This is a genomic window from Streptomyces sp. NPDC054863 (assembly GCF_053610825.1).
Genome location: NZ_JBSGZD010000053.1, coordinates 20,417 through 37,374, shown reverse-complemented (window position 1 = coordinate 37,374; position 16,958 = coordinate 20,417). Strand labels below are relative to the sequence as shown.

The window sequence follows — 16,958 nt, the reverse complement described above, 5'->3', positions numbered from 1 at the left end:
CCACGCGTCTCCGCGCTCCCGGAGGCATGGGTCACAGTTTCGTAACGCTGATGGCCAGTCAAAAAACCGCAGGTGACGGGGCTTTGACTGACTCAGAACTTTCGATGTTGGTCCTCGCGCGCGCTGCGGGCGGTATCGCCCGCGCTGCTGCGCACGCCGGATACCTGCTCGGTGAACTCGACGAGGGTCACGCGCGGTGACCCGCCCTCCCAAAACCTGATCAGGTCCTCAGACGCACGGGAGTAGGCAACGTGCGAGGGGCCGCTGAATAGCGACCGGGGGTCAACGCCGGCAGCCTCGGCGCTTCGGCTGAGTAGGTTCCCCCGGGTGGCATCCTCGGCGGCGAGCCATTGCAGATAGATGTGTTCCTGGTACATCTCGCGTATCTCGGCCCGCGTGTACGCGACTTGGGCCTGCCGCTCGGCGAGCTCCTTCTCGTACGCCCAGCGTTCGGTGGCGGACATGTGCGCCGTCCCGTCGGGCCCTTTCTCGATGTCGCGCCCGTACGCGCCCCACTCGTCGGGGTCTGCGGGTGGCGGGTCATCGAGGCGGACGGGCCGCAGAGCGTTGTCGAGGGCGGCGCGGTTGGCGAGGGTGTCGGCGACGGTGGCACCGTTCGATGCCGGGGGAGGGGGAGCGGGATACCGGCGGTCGATCACGGCGGCGATCCGTGCGGCGTCGTCCGGAGCGGCGTAACGCACACCCCAGACGATGACGTCGTCGCCGAGCGCGGACAGGTCCGCAGCGAGCCGCCCGCCGGGGAACAGCTCGGCGAGCAGGCGGCGGCGGTGCACCTCGGCACCGATCGCCGTCTGGTCGCCCTCGACGTTGCGGGCGCGCTGCGCGAGTTCCTGCTCGGACATGCCGACGAGGTCCCGCCGGATGCCTGGCATGGCGGCGTCGACGTCGCGTCGGTCCATCTCCGCCATGACGCGCAGCATGTCTTCGTCGCCGAGGCGGGCGGAGATCCGGGCGAGCTCGTCGTCGGAAAACGGGGTGAGGTCGTCGACGAGCCGGCCCTGCGGGCGGACGCGGTCGAGCAGGGCCTGCTCGTCGCGCCGGTCGCCCTCGGCCCGGATGCGGTCGAGGTCGCGGCCGTCGAGGACTCCGGGCCGGATGGCGGCGCCGAGCTGCTCGTCGGGTATCTCGGGCAGCGTGCGAGCGTCGCCCGCGCGGACGCGCGCGGCCTCGTACGGGTCCGACCTCGGACCGTCCGGCGTACCGGCTCGTCCGGCTGTGCCGTTGGCCGGCGGGAGGTTGCTTGCTCCGGGCTGCTCGCGTTCGCGGCGCCGGATGAGTTCGGGGTGGGTGGTGAGATGCTCACGCTGTCGCTTCTGCCAGGCACGCACCTTGGCCTCTGCCGCACGCTTGCCCTCGGGCGAGGTTGAGGCGGCGGTGCGGTTCTTCCACTTCCTGATCCCGCGCTCGATCGCGCGCTGCTTCTGCGACGCCTCGTACCCGTCGGAGTCCTCGGAACGGTCGACGGGGGCAACGGTCACGCCAGGAAGGAAGAGGCTCAACGAGTGGCGACAGTTTGGGTGTTGAAGCCCTCGCCGCCGCGCCTCGGCGACACTTCCGGCGATGTCCACGCGCACGGTGCGTCCGTCCTCGACCGTGTGCTCGGCCTCGACCGTGCGGGCGCCGTCGGGGCCGTCGAGGGACAAGACCTTGCCCTCGAACGGGTCGCAGAGCGGGCAGTGATGGGGAGCGGCGGACACGATGACGAGGTCGAGTCCAGCGGCGCGCAGCCGGTCGCCGTGCCCCTCGACTGCGGCACGCCCCACAGCGGTACGGGTGGCCATCTCGGCGTAAGACGTCATCTGCCACGCGCGCCCGCCCTTGTCGACGAACACACGCAGCCCCCGGTCGGCGAACCGTTCCATCGCCCGTTGGGTGGCCTGCCTGCGGGTGTCAATGCCCAGGAGCGGCGTCGCCGAGACTTCGGCGATCACCTGCCGGAACCCGTCCTCGACGCCGCGCAGAATGCCCCGATGGGTCTCGGTGACGAGCTCGATCGTCTCGGCGGCGAGGCGGTCGACCGCCCGGGTGTTGGGGGTGCTCTCGGCGATGCGCCGTACGTCGTCGTCGTGCAGGGCGCCGAGTTCGGCGAGCCCTGCCCGTGCGCCGTCGTTGTACGCCTCGGCGACGGCGTCCCACACTTCCAACTGCGTCGCCGTGGCAAGGGAGCCGACGACTCCCTGCGCGGCACGGCGCAGCGGCTGGATGTCGGCGAGTTTCGCGGTGGCCCAACCGGGGGCGTCGTACCCGGCGGCGAGCTGCCGGGCGACGATGCCGAACAGCCGCTGCTCGGCGTCTGCGTACAGGTCGCGGACGCCGGCCGAGAGATCCTCGACCATTCCGGGGTGAACGGGCATGTCCCCCCGATCGTGCGACGTTCTTACATCTCGGAACCATTCGATTCATCAGGGTCCCTAAGGCTGCGCTGCACTGCCCGGTATGCGGCAATGAGGTCAGGGAGCTGACGGAGGGTTGCGGCTGCGAGGGTGATGAAGAGCCCGAGTACTCCAAAGGCGGCGATGATCGCGCCGGTTGCGATGTCCATGGGCAGAGCATGGAGACTCGCACCTGACCAGCGCAAACGGCTGGAGGGGAGTGTTATTGATATAGATTTGCTCTAAGTGAAGCTGCGTATAAATATGAGGAAATGCGCTAATCTTGTGTCACATCGCACCCTCTGACCTGCAACCTTTTATGGACCTCCATTCAGTCGCTCGATTCGGTTCTCTTTTATGGCAACGAATACGCGTGAAATGGGCAGCCGGAAATCTTCATTGCGATTTGTCTGGAACGTGATGATGGGGTGGCTGGGATTCGTTATACAGTTACATGAGCGCCCCCGATTGCATGGGGTCGGGCACGGACTGCCCGGTCTCGGTGAGGATGCGTGCGACTTCTTCCTGCACGGCCGTCTCGTCCCACTCCGGGTGGACCATGCGCACCTTTGTGTCGACGCTTACGGCCTGCGCCTGCTGGAACAGGGAAAGGGTCTGCGCGAGGGTGTTCATGTCCTCACTCACGGAGTCGCCGAACTCGGTCCGAGGCCGCTCGGGGACGAGGCCCGGGGTGAACATCTGCCGGTCGAGCAGCAGCATCACGAACAGCATCTCGGTGATTTGCGGCGCCCAGTAACGCGACTTCTTGCCGCGCGTGGTCAGGCTGCGGCGGTCCCGCGACTTGACCTCGGTCGCGGTTACCGCGCCGCCCTCGTCGCCGATGCCGAACGTACCGAGCGAGTAGCCGGCGGACCGTACGGCCTGCTTGGTGGCTGCCTCGGCCGTCCGCTCGTGTTCGTCGACTCGGATCGCGAACTGGGCCATGGTGATGCCCCCGTTGGTCTCGGTCGGCGGGATGTTCAGGAGCTGCCAGACCTCGCGGTCGTCGTCAAACGAGGCTCCCCTGCCCGGCCCGTGATCGCGCAGATAGGCATCGGGGATGATCAGCCGCGCGCGGGCGAGCCGCAGATCGCGAATCCATGATGTCCATGTGGTGTCCAGGCCATCGAACAGGTCATACAGCGGGACGCCGTAGTCACTGAGTCCGAACGGCGATCCGCGGTGACGGCGGTTCGGGCGGACGTTGGGAATGTAGGCGGCGGTAAGGCGGTCGAGGCCGGTCACGATGGCGTCGCCCTCGGGGCCGAGGGAGGCAGCGAGCGGGGCGGTTTCCGGGTGCTCGGTGAGTGGCACCCGTGTGCCGAGGCGGTCGGGCGACCCCTGGTAGAGGCCGTGCAGGATGCGGCCCTTCTCGTGCCGTTCGAGGTGTCGCCACACGGTGGCGGAGTCCGAGGGGAGCTCGCGCCAGAAGGTGGCGGCGGTCAACTGCCCCCACCTGAAGTCAGGCACGGCGGCGTCGGCGTGCACCACCGTGAGCAGGGGCCGGTCTGCGAGTTCGTTATCCCACGTGACACGGAGGTAGACGCCCCCGAGGGCGGCGGCGACCTCGGCAGCTTCGAGCAGCGTGTTCGCGATGCCGTCCGACTCGGCGAGCTCGTCGAGCCTGTCCTGCGTCGTTGGGTCGGCGACGGTGAACACGGGCGGTTCGGCGAACAGCAGGTCGGCGGAAGCGGTGGCGATGTCGCCGGCGAGAGGGATGTGCAGGCGTGACTCGTGCTTGCCAGGCTGCGGGTGGTCGCGTGCCCAGAGGCGGCGTCGCCCGTCCTTGCGCGTCGGGCTGTTCCGGTAGACGGCGGCGAGCCGTTTGTGATCTCCGGAGTACCACGCGTCATCGACGCGCATCTCGGCGAGCAGCCGGGAGAGGTGCGGCGGGGGCCACGGGGCGCCGTTCTCAGGCAGTGGCACAAGCTCCCCCTTTCAACCTCAGCTTGGATGAGACGGTCATTGACCAATGCTGCGATTTGGCCCACTGGTTCCCAAGTTGCGCACTACCGTCGACGTATGCACCGGGGCAACGACACTTTCAACAAGATCACCGGCAGCCATATCCACGGGATGTCGATTCAGGCGCGGGACGTCCGGGGGGACATCAATGTCATTGCGCCGTCGGACCGGTTTCAAGAGCAGATGGCCGCGGCCCTGCGCCAGGTCCGCCGAGAAGAAGAGAAGCAACTACAGGATCAGCAAGAACACAGTGAGCGCATAAAGATGCAGCAGAGCCGTGCGCTGCTTGTCCTGCTCCTCCTTGGCTTCGCTGTCGGGGGCTTGGGGGCCCTGATCGACGCGCGCTCACTAGTGATGACTGGTGGCCTCATGACCGTTGGGGTGCTCTTCCTGGGCTGGGATCTAGATAAGAAGCGTGGCGGATGAACGGGAAGTAGATGCCGTGAGGAGGTGACGCCACTCGTGCGCCGTCGAGTGGATCACGTACCGCAGGGCATCGAGCGAGTGATCGTCCCGTTTCGCTGGCTTGTCCTCGCCGCGTTCGGCAGCCGTCGAATCCCATACGTAGTTGGGGAGTTCAGCGAGCAGGCCGGCACATGAGCGGTGGATGCGGAGCAGGCCGGACGCGAGGGCGACCGACACGGACCGGATGCCGTCGAGGACGTCGTTCACGGCCTTGGTGACGCCGGGGTGCCCGTCGGCCCAAAGCTGTGTGGAGAACGACGCGGCGCTCGGGTCGACGAACGTCCACTCGGGCTCGACGCCGAGCTCGTCGAGCCAGGCTCGTACGGCGTCGCTGTACTGGGCGTCAGTCATCTGCCGGTGTGCGGCGCGCGAGTCGTGGCGCCACTCGCTCACGACGTACAGCCGGTTGTCGTCCCCCATGCCGAGCACGAGGGCCGAGAAGGGGTTCGCCGTGCCGTAGTCCAGACCGACCCAATACCGGTGCATGGTGGGCAGCTCGTCGACGAGGTGCCGCTGCTCGTCGTAGCAGTCGTAGATCGCGCCCTCGGCGACAACCCACTCGCCCTCGATCATGCGGCGGCGCCATAGGCCGGTGAACTCGGCGGCGAGCGCGTTGACGTAGGCCGGCTCCAGCGACGGATTGTCTGCGAGGCGGAAGTGAAAGGCGGCGAGGTCGAGTTCGTCGGCACGGTCGAGGTAATCGGTCCGCAGCCAATGGCGGGGCGAGTCGGGGTTCGTCGTGCCGAGCAGCTTCGCCCCGGGCACCGACAGTCGGGCAAGCAGTTGCCGGAAGAACGCTGCGGGGAGCAGCGTCACCTCGTCGCAGTACGCGAGCGAGGCAGTCAGCCCTCGCAGCCGGCCCTCGGCCCGCGCGTCGCTCGCGCCGATCAGGTGCACAACGCGCCCCAGGATCACGGCCGTTGTCGCGCCCCGGGTGTGGTGGACCTCGGCGGCGGCGTCCCCGAACAGGATCGGGTCTTGCAGGACGTCCAGGCAGTTGCGTTCGATGGTCTGGAGACTGCGCCCGCAGATGACGATCAGGCCCGAGGCGGGGGCGCGGCGCACCATGAGCAGGAAGCAGACGAGGCTCGCAATGGTCTTCCCACTGCGCACCGAGCCGTGCCAGATGTTGATGCGGGCGAGCGCGCCTCGGATGGAGTCGAGTTGCTTGTCGGAGAGGGGGGCGGGCTCGCCCATCACGCCCCCTGTCCGTCACCCCCGGGCCTGCCGAGCAGGGCCTCGCCGAGGCGGTCGAGCATCGAGCCGCCGCTGCTCCCCGTGCTGCTGTGTCGGGCGAGCTCGGCCACGCGGGCGTGTACTTCGGTCAAGGCGCGTGCGGCCGTCGCGTGATCGCGGGCATCGCGTGCGGTCTCGGCCCCTCCCGTGCGGGCAACTTGGCCGAGCGCACCGTCGAGGGCCTCGTAGGCGAGCAACTCGCGCCGTGCGGCAGCGTCTGCTCGTCGAGCCTCGGTGGCAGCGGCGACGCGAGCGCCCCCGCTAAACGCGAGCCCCTCCGATCGGGCGATCTTGCTCACGGTGGCCGCGCTGCGCCCGAGCTCGCGGGCGATCCGGTTTCGGGACTTGCCCTCGGCGTGCAGCTGGCGAACCTGTTCGCGGTCCCGGTCGGTGATCGGCTCGGCCACGTGCTCACCTCCTGGCGGACATGCGTGTGCCCCACCACCGGGGGGGCGGGGCACACGGGTCAGGGGGTGTTGTTTCCGGGCACGCCGGAGGCACCTCGAACTTTAGGTCACGATTCGATAACGCGCAACCGAGCTGGGTGGCAGCGGAATGGCACATTCCAATCGCCCTAAAGCACCTGATGCAGGATCAAAAGTAGCTAGTTGGTTAGTTAATTCGTGGATCAGGGGGCGCCGCTCATCTCGTCGGACGGTGGTCATGGCTGCGCTCACATCGACAGGGTGCGGTACATTTTTAGGTGCCAGATGTGACCTAAAGATGGAGCCGATAAGTGGTCGAGTGGACGGTGCCGGTGGGTGAGCGGCTCAAGCGGACGGACCTGCACGCGATCTACGGCGGTCGCCGGCAGGGAGGGATCGGCCCATCGCGTGTGACCGCTAATGTCCTGCTGTTCACGGACCCGGTGAAGGGGCGCCAGCACGGCTACTTCGACGGCTGGGGCGACGACGGTTGCTACCACTACGCAGGTGAGGGGCAACTCGGCGACCAAAAGATGACGCAGGGCAACCTGACGATCTTGAGCCATGCGGAAGAAGGACGGGCGCTCCGCCTCTTCCAGTACGTAGCAACCGGAGTAGTTGAGTACGTCGGTGAGTTCGTCCTCGCGGACGATGACCCCTGGTACCGCACGGACGCCCCCGACACCAACGGCGAAGTCCGCAGCGTGATCATGTTTCGCCTGGACCCGGTGGACGAAACCACGCGCAAGGGTGGTCGGCTCGCCCACACCCCGAGTCGCAAGACCGTGGTTGCCGAGGTGGACGTTGAGCAGCAGCACGCCGAACGCGCCCTCGTTGACCCAGCCCGAGGGCCCTATGAAGCCGAACGCCGCGAGGCGTCACTCGTGCGCGCGTACGTCGAGCACCTCCGCGGCAAAGGCCACGAGGTCATGCGCCACAAGATCCTCCCGCAGGGTGTGCTCAAAGCCCTGTACACGGATATCTACGACGCCACAGATGAAATCCTCGTCGAGGCCAAGGGCACCGTCACCCGTGAAGCCGTTCGCATGGCCATCGGACAACTCGTCGACTACCGCCGCCACATCCACCCGCGACCGCGGCACCTCGCACTTCTCGTGCCTTCCCGGCCCGAGGGCGACCTTCTTGATCTCTGTGAGTCCGTAGAGATCAAGGTCATTTGGCCGGAAGGGGATGGATACGCCCAGACAAGTGCGTAATCGAGTGGGTGCCCGTTTTGCCCCATCGTTGACGTACTCCGCTGCGAGGTCCCTTCCTCGCGCACAAAGGTGCAGGCCACCCGCGTTGTTTCTCAGGCCCCGCGGGTGGCCCGTGCTCTCGCCCTTCGCAGAACAGGAGCAAGTTCAGTATGGCTGAGTCCACCCCTGACAAACCCAACCAGAACGAAGATAAGGAGTCGTCGGCCCCCGCGGGCCCGCGTTCCGAAACGATGCGCGGCTTGATGTACGGCGGCGCCTTGGCCGCCGGCGTCTGCCTCGTCCTGTCCGGTAAGGCCACCCCGGTGGAGGCGTCCGGCTACGTCTCCCCGTTCCTGGTGGTCTTCGAGGCCCGCCGGACGGCTTAGGCCGATCCGGCAGGGTCTTGCCCTGCCAACCTGCAAGGTCGCGCATCTGACACAGCGTGTCCCTCAGCGGGCAAGCGTCCGCCCCGCCACAGAAGTGCGTGGTGGGGCGGACGTGCGTGGGCTTCCGGGCGCTAAACGGCTCGGAGGTGTTGTGAGGTTGCCTGCGCTTCCCGCGTTCGTGCGGTCGAAAGCCTCCGCAGAGCATCTCGCAGCTGACGCTGAAAGGGCGCTTCGCGGGCCCAGTAGGGGTGACGCAACGAGTTAAGGACGCACTCCATCGCCGTTGCCAGCTCGACTTTGCCCGCGATCTTGGTTAGGTCGACGTTCAACAGATCGCGCCGGTAGACCGTGAAGGTCCATGCGGTCGAGGAGATGGGCGTACTCGGATAGCACTTGTATCCCCGCTGTTCCAGGAGCCTGAAGACCTCTTCAAGGCGTGCCATTCGAAGGCGCTCCTTACCTTCGAGGGCTTTAACAGTTGCCGTTCTGACCAAGGAGACGCCGTCATTGCCGTCGACCGTGTCAATGATGGCGCTGATCGTGCTCGGGCATACGTGCATCACCGGTACCGCCTCTCTACGTGAACTTAACTAGAGGGAGGATCCCGACGCAGAGGCACTCACACGTGCAATTCACCGTTTCTCCTACGAAAAGGAATTGGGTGTGGTACCCCTGCCAGAGCACCCACGAGGGCGCGCTGAGCCCTGGCGACGAGGCGGACTGTGATCGAGCGCGATCACAAGCTCAGGGAGGGCTGACCAAGCCCATACGCGGCACTCTTGCGCGTCCAGCGGTACGGGTGCGGTGCATGGGGCACCGGTTGAACATGTCGCGCTCGGAGCCTCGTCGGGCCCAGTGCGCAGGGTGAGCTCGCCTCCGCACCACGGGCACGGTACGGGGACGGAGGTGTGCCGTTGGTCGAGGCCGAGCGAGCGCAGCAGCCGCCCCTCGGCGATGCGGGCAGTACGGCGTACCTCGTGCAGCAGATGCGGGGGCAGAGCCGCGAATGGGGCACCGGCGAGGCTTCCGTCGAGCTGCCGCTCGGGCTCGATGTCCTCGTCGCGCACCCGCCCCTCGACCCACACACAGGCGAAGTGCAGCCCGTGCGCCCTCGATCCGTGGCTGCGCCGGATGTCGACTGCGCCCGGGTCGGGGTATGCCCAGCGTCGGGGGTCCTGCGGGCCCTGCCCCTGCTGGACAGCGGCGGCGAGGGTGTCGGCGACGTCGAAGATCGCGCGCTCGATGGCGAGGCCGGCGTCGAGTGCGTCGAGGTTGGCCGGGGCGGGGTGCTCGCGCAGGACGAGGGGCGCTCGGTCCTCGACGACGAGCTGCTCGTCGCCGCGCATGGTGTGGGCGAGCTGCCTCGGGGGCCAGACGGCGGCGGGCGGGGTGGCGATGGCGAGCAGCAGCTCGCCCCACTGCTCCCGGATGGTGCGCAGGGCGGCGACGGTCTCATGTACGGCGGTGGCGTGGTGCATCGGCGCTGCTCCTGTTCGTTCTGGTCTCACGCGCGGGTGTCGGCGAGCAGGGCGAGGGCCTCGTCGCGCTCGGCCTCGGTTTCGACGAGGGCCTGCTCGGCGGCCTCGATCCGGTGGTGCAAGCGCATGGCTGCTGCCTGCTGCCCGGTCGCGCTGCGCCGGTAGGTGTCCGACTCGGCGACCTCAGCCTCGACCTCGCCGCGCAGGGCCGCGCAGTCCTCGGGGGTGAGCACGCCCCGGTCGACGCGGGCGAGCAGCAGACGCAGCCGTGCACGGCGTTCGTCGCGTGCGGCGTCGCGGTGGGCAGTACGTCCTCGTCGGGAGTCGATGCGGCGGCTCACTGGTGGCGCTCCTTCAGTGCGGTGCAGGTTCGGCAGTCGGAGGGGCACGCGCCCCGGGTGTCGGCAGGGTGGCGTCGCAGGGGTCCGGGGTCGCGTCGGCAGGCGAGCCGGCCGAGCGGGACACCCGAGGCGAGGACGAGCAGGGCGACGAGGGCGGCGACGAGGTGGGCGTTCACGGGGTCGCTCCGTCCGTACGGGTACGGCGAGGGACGAGGCGACGGGTTGGGGTTTCTTCGTCCGCAACTTCATGAACGTCGAGTACGCGGAGGGTTTCCCGCGCGCGAGGCGCGACCGGTCGCGCCGGTTGGTGTTCGTGGTGTTGGTGATGACCGATGTCCTGCACACGAACGGTGTTGATTTCCCATCCGTCGGCGGTGAGGCGGTCGGAGAGGGATTGGGCGGTCATGGCGGCGAGGTGGGGGTGCACGTCGAGGGTTTCGACCAAGTGGGCAGCCATCGAGGCGCGAACGGCGTCGGGGGTCATCGGTGCTGTCCTCCGGTGGAGTGGCGGGCGCGGGTGGGCCGTCCGGCTGGTGTCTGGGCCATGAGGTGACCGAGGTGCTCGGAGTAGGCGCGCTGCCGCAGGTCGTGCGTGTGCTCGCGCAGTTCGGTTCCGCTGGGCCGTCGGCAGCGTCGGCGAGGATGCGCGCGGCAGGTGTGCAGAGGGCATCCGACTTCCAGCTCGGGGAACCCCTTGCGCCGTGTGCCGAACCCCTGCGCGGCGAGCTCGTCGGCTACTGCGGGCGGTACGTACGAGCGGGGCACGGTTCCAACGTCCTCGACCAGGGCGACGAGCCGTCGCTGCCCGGGGCGGTCGATGGCGGCCCGGTACTGCGCGGGTGGCACGTGTCCGTGTGCGACGGCGGCGCGGGTGCCGAGCAGTTCCTCGCGCCACGCCTGCGGGTTATCCGGGTCGGCGGCGGGCACGGGGTCGGTGTGCCGGTTCATGAGCTCGGCCCGGTGCGGCGCCCATGCGGCGAGGACGTCGTGCGGCTCGACGGGCCGGAACTGCGAGGAGCGGTCGTTGCCGCGCTGCTCGTAGTAGCGGCGGACGGCGTGCGAGGCGTCCCACCCGGTGGCGGGGAGCATGGCGGGGACGTCGGCGAGGGCGTCGGTCCATTCGGCGATGGTGCGGGCGGACTGCTGCGGGTCGGCGAGGATCCGGTGCACTCGGGAATCACGGGTGCGGGCAAAGGCCAGCAGGGCCGTCAACTCGTCTTCAATCATGGGGTGGTGCCCTTCTTCTGGGCTTTCAGCAGGGCGAGGCCGGCGGCGAGGTTGTCGGTGTACGGCGTGGGTCCGGCCGAGGGGCGCAAGGGGACGACGTTCGGGCCAGTGGGCGCCCGGTCGAGGTCGGACCAGACCTTGAGCCAGTACCGGGCGGGCTTGGCCTCGGTGCCCGGGGAGGTGCGGCGGGCGGCGAGCTCGACGAGGGCCTCGACACCGTGCGCCTGGACGAGGCGGTAGGTGTCGCGCTGCTCGCCGAGGCCGAGCGTCCAGCGGACCGCGACGCCGGAAGCGTCGAGGGCATCGCCGAGGGAGCGCAGCTCGGGAATCAACGGCGAGGGGGTCGCGCGTGGCTGCTGTTCTGCTTGGTGCTTGCGTTCTCTTGCGTTCTGGGGCCCGGAATCCGGGCCGGTGGGGGCCCGGTTTCCCTGCCCCTGGGGCCCGGATTCACTGCCCCCGGGGGCCCGGTTTCCGGGCGGGCCCGGATTCCGTACCGGCCCGGATTCCGGGCCCCTCGAACGGGACTCTTCGGGCGCGGCCCGGAAGTGCCCGACGGCAAGGGGGAGCCGGTAAACCGTTTCTCCCCGGGGGCCGGTTTCGCCCTTCACGGTCTCCAGTTCGTTGCCGGCGAGCAGCTTGTCGACGGCGGTCTGCACGGACGAGCGGGCGGCGTTGGTGCGCTGAACGAGCATCGTCGTACCGGCGTACGCGGTGCAGGACTTGTCAGGGCACTTGTCGGCGATGGCGAGCAGCACCGTGCGGGCGGTGCCCTTGGCCGCGGACTTGGTCCACACCCAATCCATCGCGTCGAGGCTCAACGGTCCTTCTCCTGTGTGGCGTTGGCGATCCGGGCGGCTCGGGCTGCCCGGCGAGGGCGGCAGGGGTGTGAAGGGGGCAGCGACTGCCGGTGAGGTAGCGGCGAACGCCGTCGACGGCGCGGCAGTAGCGCAGGGTGCTCCCGTCCCAATGCCCGCACCGAGTCGGCAAGTTGGGGCCGTAGATCACTGGGAGGCGGCGCCGACAACGGCTTGCTCGACGATCTCGGACCGCCTGCCGAGCCATCGCTCGCGGTCGAGGTTTGGCGGAGCGACCGCGGCCCCGGTCGGGGAGGCGGTCGCTGTCACTGCGACGCCCCGACGTACCGCACGTAGACCCGGTGCTCGACGTTGCCGCTGCCGTCGACCGTGCGGGCAATCGCCTGGAAGTCACCAGCCGGGGCGTATGCGGCGAGTCGTCCCGTCCGGATCGCCTGCGCGGCAGATGCTGCGCAGGCTGGTGAAGCGGATCGCTGCACCACTGCCCACTCTTCGGGCCGTGCCCGGAGGGCCTGCGCGGCCCGGTTGTGCTTCGTGTTCTTCCCTGCCGGCGGCGGACCAAGGAACTCGACAGTCACTGAATCTCCCCATGAATCGGCGCCTGCACGGCGCACATGACATGCCTCTGACCAGCCCATGAATGGACCACAAGCTTTGATCGACTCTGTCCTCGTTCGGGGACAAGGACAAGTTAAGTTCACAACAACTGCACGTCAACGCACTTTGGGAGGCTGCGGCTCGGCCCTATGGGTGGTTAACTGTTCGCGTTCGGAGACAGAGACAGAGTGGAGATGAGAGCCCGTGTGGGATTCCGGCACACCCTTCGCGGACCTAGTCCGCGAAGCCTTGAAGTCCTGCACCATCCGCGAGCTCGAACAGCGCGCCGTCGATCCCAAGTCGGACTACCGCCCCTCGCGCAACGTGCTGTGGAAGCTCGGGCAAGGGGAGTCGGTCAAGATCCACCCGGGGTTGGTCGGGGCCGTTGCCGCGGCGGTTGGCCGACCGCTGCACGACGTACAGATCGCCGCCGCGCAGCAGTTCGTCGGCCTCATGGCGGGTAACCCCCTCGACGACTCCGGAGACGGCTCACTCGTCGTGGCGTACGTGCCGGGCCTCACCGCCGAGGATATGCCCCGGGCCGCTGAGCTCCTTGCCCAGTGGAAGAGCGAAGAGGCTTAGTCGAAGCTCTGCTCATCGGACTGCACCCACCAGGCAATCACCTGATACAGGGTGGCGAACCCCAACTTCGCTCGCAGCTTGCCCAGCTCCTTGCCGACGGTGCGCTTGCTGTAGCCCAAGCGTCTGCCGATCGCGTCCTGGTCCAGCCCTTCGCACAGAAGCCGCAGAATCGCGCGCTGAGTCTGCGTCGTCTGCGCGGCACTGCACGGCGTTTCGCCGCTCGCCAACCATGGCTGTGCGCGAGCCCAGTCGAGCGCGAACCAGTCTGCGACGAAGGCCCCCGTGACGCGGTCGTTGATGTGGTAGGCGCCGACACTGGATTCACGCCCCCCGGCATGGTCCGGGACGATCACGTCTCGACGATCGGCCACGATGTACCGAAGGTAGGGACTCGACAGGGTCCGTACCTGCGCGCCGAGCGGCACCATCGACTCGACCCAGTCCTGTTGCCGCGCCTCGTGCCTCGCGCTTGCCGGGTACAGGGTCTTCATGACGCCGCCGCGCTTCAGAAGTGCGATGTCTGAGTCGGCGATCAAGACCTCGTGAGTCTTCCGTTGCACATTCGGCTGTGCGGCGAGGACTTCCTCGCACTGGAAGCCGAGCGAGTTGATCACCTCGTTGACACGTGCGACGCCGTCCAGCCAAGTGACGCTGCTGTTGCTGCGGTGGGCCTGCACTTCCAGCTCGGCCAGGAAGCCCGGAATCTCTGCCATGTGGTCGACGGCGGCGCGCAGCCTCTGCTCGGCCTTGGCACGCATCTGTCGCTCGGCCTGGTGCAGAGAGAGAAGGGTGGGGCGTTCCGGCATCCGAGGATGCGGAAGCGCGACGCCCATCTCGACGAGCTCGGCGAGGGGGACGGCGTCCGCCACGGTGTCGATGTCTTCGCCTCGGTCTATCCGCTGGTAGAGCGCGAGGGCTGCGGGTGACAGTCGCAAGCGGTTAGGGGGAGGGGGTATCGCCGCCGGGTCGGTCATGGTCCACCCCTTCTTACTTAGGACGTTCGTAAAGAAGCACTGCGTAATGCCTTGATCACGTTCGCCGGAGGGTCCACGGTAGGACAGAAGCCACTCAAACGCACGCATGTTCGAGTGGGGTGTAACCGGAACGGAGAACCATGAGCATCACGTCCCTTGCACGGGCCGCCTCGGCCGCGCTCCTTGCAGTCGCCGCACTGACCGGTGCCGCAGCACTCCAGATCAACGAGCAGGCCCCCGTCGTCGTGGCGGACGCCGCGACCGAGCCGGCCCCCGTCGAGACCCCCAGCGTCGAGCCGTCGTCGGCGGTCAATGACTCCCGGTGGGACTGACCAGGGAGCAGCGGACGCGCGGCACTGTCGCGCGGTACCAGGGGGGTACGCACGTGTTCCACGTCCAACGGGTCCGGCTCGACGAGGGAGTACCAGCACTCGCGTATCGAGGCGCTGACGAATCCCGCATCGCGATTGACTCTCGGCACATCACCCCCGCCGGGGCGCGAGCCCTAGAACTCGTTCTTAACGGACTGTCACCACAGAGCCAGGGTGAGGCGTGTCGGCGGAACCCAAAGTCCGAGCAGGGGAAGCGGCAGCAGTAGACGAGAGAGGGGCCGAGCATCACGTGATGCTCGGCCCCTCCGTCGTTCTTGCTGCTGCGCAGTCACCCTTCATGGGCGCGCGCTCCGTGCGTGCTCCGTGCGTGCTCGGACGCTGAAGTACGGAACGACACGAGCCGTCATAAGGCGTTACGAGGACTGCTGTTGACCTGTGTGTATGACAGAGCGTGTCATACGGCGTCATCCTCCGGCACGTCTTTGTCGGGACTTTTAATCCGTTGGTTGTCGGTTCGAGTCCGACATGGCCTACAGGACGAAGTGAGAGGCTCACGTCTCTGACCTGCGGAGGAGCGCCTCGATCGGTTTATGCCGGTCGGGGCGTTCCGTCGTTTCGGAGTGGGGTGCCCCGGACCGGGTCGTGGTGGCGCAGGGAGTCCTGGGCCTCGACGTAGCGGAGTACGAGGCGGGCGAACTGCGGGCGGTCGGATTCGGTCCAGTCGGACACCATGTGGCTGGCCACGGACGGGTCCACGCTCAGGAACTCGCCGATGGCGCCGACGGTGCCCTCGAAGGGCCCGGCAGGGTCGCAGGGCCCTCCGCCGTGGGCCTCTGCCGCCTTCTGCTCCGCCTCCAGGAGGACGTTGAGCACCAGGGTGCGGGAGAACGCGGGGGCGTTCAGGGGGTGGCGGGGCGGTGTGTGCGCGAGTGGTCGGAGGGGCCGCCCGGATGGCGTAAGGTGGTGTTTACCGACGCGGGGTGGAGCAGCTCGGTAGCTCGCTGGGCTCATAACCCAGAGGTCGCAGGTTCAAATCCTGTCCCCGCTACTGAAGAAGTAGTGAAGTCCTGAGGCCCGGAACTCGAAAGAGTTCCGGGCCTCAGGCGTTTGTCCGCGTATGTACGGAGTTGCGCCCGGGCCGTCCCCCACATGGCGGATGCCGATTCGCCGTACGGCGCGGCTCCGGCCAGCCTGGGTGGGGAGCGGTACCGTCCGCACCCGGTGCGGACCTGGGCAGGAGAACTGACGGTGGCGGGGTACGGACGCGGAAGCGACGGGGCCGGGACAGACACAGGGGCAGGGGCCAGGGAAGGGGTCCGGGCAGGGGCCAGGACCGGGTCCGGGAGCGGTTCCGGGGGCAGGCCGGGGAACGGGTCGGGGGCCGGGGACGGCGGGGGCGGCAAGAAGACGCGGCGGTTCGTGCGGATGCTGCCCGCGCTGATGATCGCGGGCGGGCTCTTCTTCGACGCGCTGACGCCGTCCGACTTCACGGGCTCGCCGCTGTTCGCAGCCGCTCCGCTGATCGCCGCACCGTTCTTCTCGCTGGTCACCACCGGGCTGACCGCGTGTGCCGCCGCGCTGGCCGTGGTGGGGCTGAGGATCGCCGACGACACCCTGAAGAGCGTGGTGGGCGTGACCGAGCTGGTGACCGTGCTGACGGTGTCCGTGCTCGCGATCCTGATCAACCGGGTCGTACGCAGGAGTGGCAGGCAGCTCGCGTCGGTACGGGTCATCGCCGAGGCGGCGCAGCGGGCCGTCGTGCCGATCCCGCCGGACCGGATCGGCGGTCTTGAGATCGCCGCGCGGTACGAGGCGGCGGAGGCGGACGCGTTCATCGGGGGCGACCTGTTTGCCGTGCAGGACACTCCGTACGGGGTGCGGCTCGTCGTGGGTGACGTACGGGGCAAGGGACTTGAGGCCGTCGAGGCGGTCGCGGTGGTGGTGGGTGCGTTCCGGGAGGCGGCCGAGACCGAGAGCTGCCTGGAGGGCGTCGCGCAGCGGCTGGAGCGGGCGCTGGCGCGCGAGGGCCGCCGGCGGGACGGGCTGGACGCGCTGGAGGGCTTCACGACTGCGGTGCTCGCCGAGATCCCGCGCGGCGAGGGCGTCGTACGACTGGTGAACCGGGGGCATCCCGAGCCGCTGCTGCTGTACGCGGACGGCGAGCTGGACGTGCTGGCGCCCGAGGAGTTCGCGCTGCCGCTGGGGATGGGGGACCTGGGGGACTGGCCCGACCGGGCGCGGGAGTTCGGGTACCCCGCGGGTTCGACGCTGGTGTTCTACACGGACGGTCTCTCCGAGGCGCGGGACGGCGCCGGGGTCTTCTACGACCCGGCGGTGCGGCTGCGGCGCTCGCTCTACCCCGGTCCCGAGGACGTGCTGGACGCGCTGACCAGTGACGTAAGGGTGCATACGGGCGGGAAGCAGACCGACGACATGGCGCTGCTCGCGGTGGGGCGGCCGGGGGTGGGGCAGCCGGAGCGGCGGCGGACCGTGGAGATCGTGAAGCGGCCGTGAGCGGGGCGGGTGCGGTGCGTGTGCGCGGCGGG

At 68.5% G+C, this 16,958-nt stretch carries 20 protein-coding genes and 1 tRNA gene; 7 read left to right on the top strand and 14 right to left on the bottom strand.

Annotated features, from left to right (window positions below; translation table 11 throughout):
• Positions 1 to 92: 92 nt before the first annotated feature.
• The 3 genes from ACWGIG_RS13250 to ACWGIG_RS13240 form a co-directional block, all read right to left on the bottom strand.
• The gene (locus ACWGIG_RS13250) at positions 93 to 2,375 is read right to left on the bottom strand and encodes a phage minor capsid protein (protein WP_453321662.1); all 2,283 of its coding nucleotides are present in this window, start codon (positions 2,373 to 2,375) and stop codon (positions 93 to 95) included.
• A 23-nt stretch (positions 2,376 to 2,398) separates the two neighbouring features.
• A complete protein-coding gene (locus ACWGIG_RS13245; protein WP_453321661.1) occupies positions 2,399 to 2,563 on the bottom strand; it encodes a hypothetical protein in 165 nt (54 codons plus the stop codon).
• Positions 2,564 to 2,843: 280 nt separating this feature from the next.
• The gene (locus ACWGIG_RS13240) at positions 2,844 to 4,256 is read right to left on the bottom strand and encodes a phage capsid protein (protein WP_453321660.1); all 1,413 of its coding nucleotides are present in this window, start codon (positions 4,254 to 4,256) and stop codon (positions 2,844 to 2,846) included.
• A 159-nt stretch (positions 4,257 to 4,415) separates the two neighbouring features.
• Between ACWGIG_RS13240 and ACWGIG_RS13235 the strand changes: the two genes are divergently transcribed.
• Positions 4,416 to 4,784, top strand: a complete 369-nt coding sequence (locus tag ACWGIG_RS13235; RefSeq protein ID WP_453321659.1) for a hypothetical protein — start codon at positions 4,416 to 4,418, stop codon at positions 4,782 to 4,784.
• Here ACWGIG_RS13235 and ACWGIG_RS13230 read toward each other — a convergent pair.
• The gene (locus ACWGIG_RS13230) at positions 4,761 to 6,020 is read right to left on the bottom strand and encodes a PBSX family phage terminase large subunit (protein WP_453321658.1); all 1,260 of its coding nucleotides are present in this window, start codon (positions 6,018 to 6,020) and stop codon (positions 4,761 to 4,763) included. The genes ACWGIG_RS13235 and ACWGIG_RS13230 overlap by 24 nt on opposite strands.
• Positions 6,020 to 6,466 (bottom strand): helix-turn-helix domain-containing protein, encoded by a 447-nt coding sequence (locus ACWGIG_RS13225; protein ID WP_453321657.1) that lies wholly within the window; start codon positions 6,464 to 6,466, stop codon positions 6,020 to 6,022. Before ACWGIG_RS13225 ends, ACWGIG_RS13230 begins: the two co-directional genes overlap by 1 nt.
• A gap of 329 nt (positions 6,467 to 6,795) precedes the next feature.
• On the opposite strand from ACWGIG_RS13225, the gene ACWGIG_RS13220 reads away from it, so the two are divergent.
• Positions 6,796 to 7,701: a restriction endonuclease gene (locus ACWGIG_RS13220; RefSeq protein WP_453321656.1), complete on the top strand. Its 906-nt coding sequence runs from the start codon at positions 6,796 to 6,798 to the stop codon at positions 7,699 to 7,701.
• A 230-nt stretch (positions 7,702 to 7,931) separates the two neighbouring features.
• Positions 7,932 to 8,066: a hypothetical protein gene (locus tag ACWGIG_RS13215; RefSeq protein ID WP_453321655.1), complete on the top strand. Its 135-nt coding sequence runs from the start codon at positions 7,932 to 7,934 to the stop codon at positions 8,064 to 8,066.
• Positions 8,067 to 8,710: 644 nt separating this feature from the next.
• Here the strand turns inward: ACWGIG_RS13215 and ACWGIG_RS13210 are convergent.
• From ACWGIG_RS13210 to ACWGIG_RS13180, 7 genes are all read right to left on the bottom strand, one after another.
• Positions 8,711 to 9,544: a hypothetical protein gene (locus tag ACWGIG_RS13210; RefSeq protein ID WP_453321654.1), complete on the bottom strand. Its 834-nt coding sequence runs from the start codon at positions 9,542 to 9,544 to the stop codon at positions 8,711 to 8,713.
• 26 nt (positions 9,545 to 9,570) lie between these two features.
• Positions 9,571 to 9,885, bottom strand: a complete 315-nt coding sequence (locus ACWGIG_RS13205) for a hypothetical protein (protein WP_453321653.1) — start codon at positions 9,883 to 9,885, stop codon at positions 9,571 to 9,573.
• The gene (locus tag ACWGIG_RS13200) at positions 9,882 to 10,061 is read right to left on the bottom strand and encodes a hypothetical protein (protein WP_453321652.1); all 180 of its coding nucleotides are present in this window, start codon (positions 10,059 to 10,061) and stop codon (positions 9,882 to 9,884) included. Before ACWGIG_RS13200 ends, ACWGIG_RS13205 begins: the two co-directional genes overlap by 4 nt.
• Entirely contained in the window at positions 10,058 to 10,369 is a 312-nt protein-coding gene (locus ACWGIG_RS13195) for a hypothetical protein (protein WP_453321651.1), read from the bottom strand. The genes ACWGIG_RS13200 and ACWGIG_RS13195 overlap by 4 nt, the downstream gene beginning before the upstream one ends.
• Positions 10,366 to 11,112: a zinc finger domain-containing protein gene (locus ACWGIG_RS13190; RefSeq protein ID WP_453321650.1), complete on the bottom strand. Its 747-nt coding sequence runs from the start codon at positions 11,110 to 11,112 to the stop codon at positions 10,366 to 10,368. The genes ACWGIG_RS13195 and ACWGIG_RS13190 overlap by 4 nt, the downstream gene beginning before the upstream one ends.
• Positions 11,109 to 11,930 carry a hypothetical protein gene (locus ACWGIG_RS13185; protein ID WP_453321649.1) on the bottom strand — a complete coding sequence of 274 codons (822 nt, stop codon included), beginning with the start codon at positions 11,928 to 11,930 and terminating at the stop codon, positions 11,109 to 11,111. Before ACWGIG_RS13185 ends, ACWGIG_RS13190 begins: the two co-directional genes overlap by 4 nt.
• Before the next feature lie 302 nt (positions 11,931 to 12,232).
• Positions 12,233 to 12,505, bottom strand: coding sequence for a hypothetical protein (locus ACWGIG_RS13180; protein WP_453321648.1), 273 nt, complete (start codon positions 12,503 to 12,505; stop codon positions 12,233 to 12,235).
• Between the two features lie 223 nt (positions 12,506 to 12,728).
• Between ACWGIG_RS13180 and ACWGIG_RS13175 the strand changes: the two genes are divergently transcribed.
• Positions 12,729 to 13,106, top strand: coding sequence for a hypothetical protein (locus tag ACWGIG_RS13175; protein ID WP_453321647.1), 378 nt, complete (start codon positions 12,729 to 12,731; stop codon positions 13,104 to 13,106).
• Here the strand turns inward: ACWGIG_RS13175 and ACWGIG_RS13170 are convergent.
• On the bottom strand, positions 13,103 to 14,080 hold the full coding sequence (locus ACWGIG_RS13170; protein WP_453321646.1) for a LuxR C-terminal-related transcriptional regulator: 978 nt from the start codon (positions 14,078 to 14,080) through the stop codon (positions 13,103 to 13,105). The two genes, ACWGIG_RS13175 and ACWGIG_RS13170, sit on opposite strands and share 4 nt — an antisense overlap.
• Before the next feature lie 140 nt (positions 14,081 to 14,220).
• On the opposite strand from ACWGIG_RS13170, the gene ACWGIG_RS13165 reads away from it, so the two are divergent.
• The gene (locus ACWGIG_RS13165) at positions 14,221 to 14,412 is read left to right on the top strand and encodes a hypothetical protein (RefSeq protein ID WP_453321645.1); all 192 of its coding nucleotides are present in this window, start codon (positions 14,221 to 14,223) and stop codon (positions 14,410 to 14,412) included.
• 588 nt (positions 14,413 to 15,000) lie between these two features.
• On the opposite strand, the gene ACWGIG_RS13160 is transcribed toward ACWGIG_RS13165, so the two are convergent.
• Complete coding sequence (locus tag ACWGIG_RS13160) at positions 15,001 to 15,285, bottom strand: hypothetical protein (protein ID WP_453321644.1); 285 nt, start codon at positions 15,283 to 15,285, stop codon at positions 15,001 to 15,003.
• A 101-nt stretch (positions 15,286 to 15,386) separates the two neighbouring features.
• On the opposite strand from ACWGIG_RS13160, the gene ACWGIG_RS13155 reads away from it, so the two are divergent.
• Together ACWGIG_RS13155 and ACWGIG_RS13150 are read left to right on the top strand one after the other, a co-directional pair.
• A tRNA-Met gene (locus tag ACWGIG_RS13155) sits at positions 15,387 to 15,460 on the top strand.
• A 371-nt stretch (positions 15,461 to 15,831) separates the two neighbouring features.
• Positions 15,832 to 16,926 carry a PP2C family protein-serine/threonine phosphatase gene (locus ACWGIG_RS13150; protein ID WP_453321643.1) on the top strand — a complete coding sequence of 365 codons (1,095 nt, stop codon included), beginning with the start codon at positions 15,832 to 15,834 and terminating at the stop codon, positions 16,924 to 16,926.
• Positions 16,927 to 16,958 lie beyond the last annotated feature (32 nt).

Coding starts and splice junctions, on each gene's coding strand:
- ACWGIG_RS13250 (WP_453321662.1), bottom strand. CDS start 2,375: ATGCCCGTTCACCCCGGAATGGTCGAGGATCTCTCGGCCGGCGTCCGC.
- ACWGIG_RS13245 (WP_453321661.1), bottom strand. CDS start 2,563: ATGGACATCGCAACCGGCGCGATCATCGCCGCCTTTGGAGTACTCGGG.
- ACWGIG_RS13240 (WP_453321660.1), bottom strand. CDS start 4,256: ATGCGCGTCGATGACGCGTGGTACTCCGGAGATCACAAACGGCTCGCC.
- ACWGIG_RS13235 (WP_453321659.1), top strand. CDS start 4,416: ATGCACCGGGGCAACGACACTTTCAACAAGATCACCGGCAGCCATATC.
- ACWGIG_RS13230 (WP_453321658.1), bottom strand. CDS start 6,020: ATGGGCGAGCCCGCCCCCCTCTCCGACAAGCAACTCGACTCCATCCGA.
- ACWGIG_RS13215 (WP_453321655.1), top strand. CDS start 7,932: ATGCGCGGCTTGATGTACGGCGGCGCCTTGGCCGCCGGCGTCTGCCTC.
- ACWGIG_RS13210 (WP_453321654.1), bottom strand. CDS start 9,544: ATGCACCACGCCACCGCCGTACATGAGACCGTCGCCGCCCTGCGCACC.
- ACWGIG_RS13195 (WP_453321651.1), bottom strand. CDS start 10,369: ATGACCCCCGACGCCGTTCGCGCCTCGATGGCTGCCCACTTGGTCGAA.
- ACWGIG_RS13190 (WP_453321650.1), bottom strand. CDS start 11,112: ATGATTGAAGACGAGTTGACGGCCCTGCTGGCCTTTGCCCGCACCCGT.
- ACWGIG_RS13170 (WP_453321646.1), bottom strand. CDS start 14,080: ATGACCGACCCGGCGGCGATACCCCCTCCCCCTAACCGCTTGCGACTG.
- ACWGIG_RS13165 (WP_453321645.1), top strand. CDS start 14,221: ATGAGCATCACGTCCCTTGCACGGGCCGCCTCGGCCGCGCTCCTTGCA.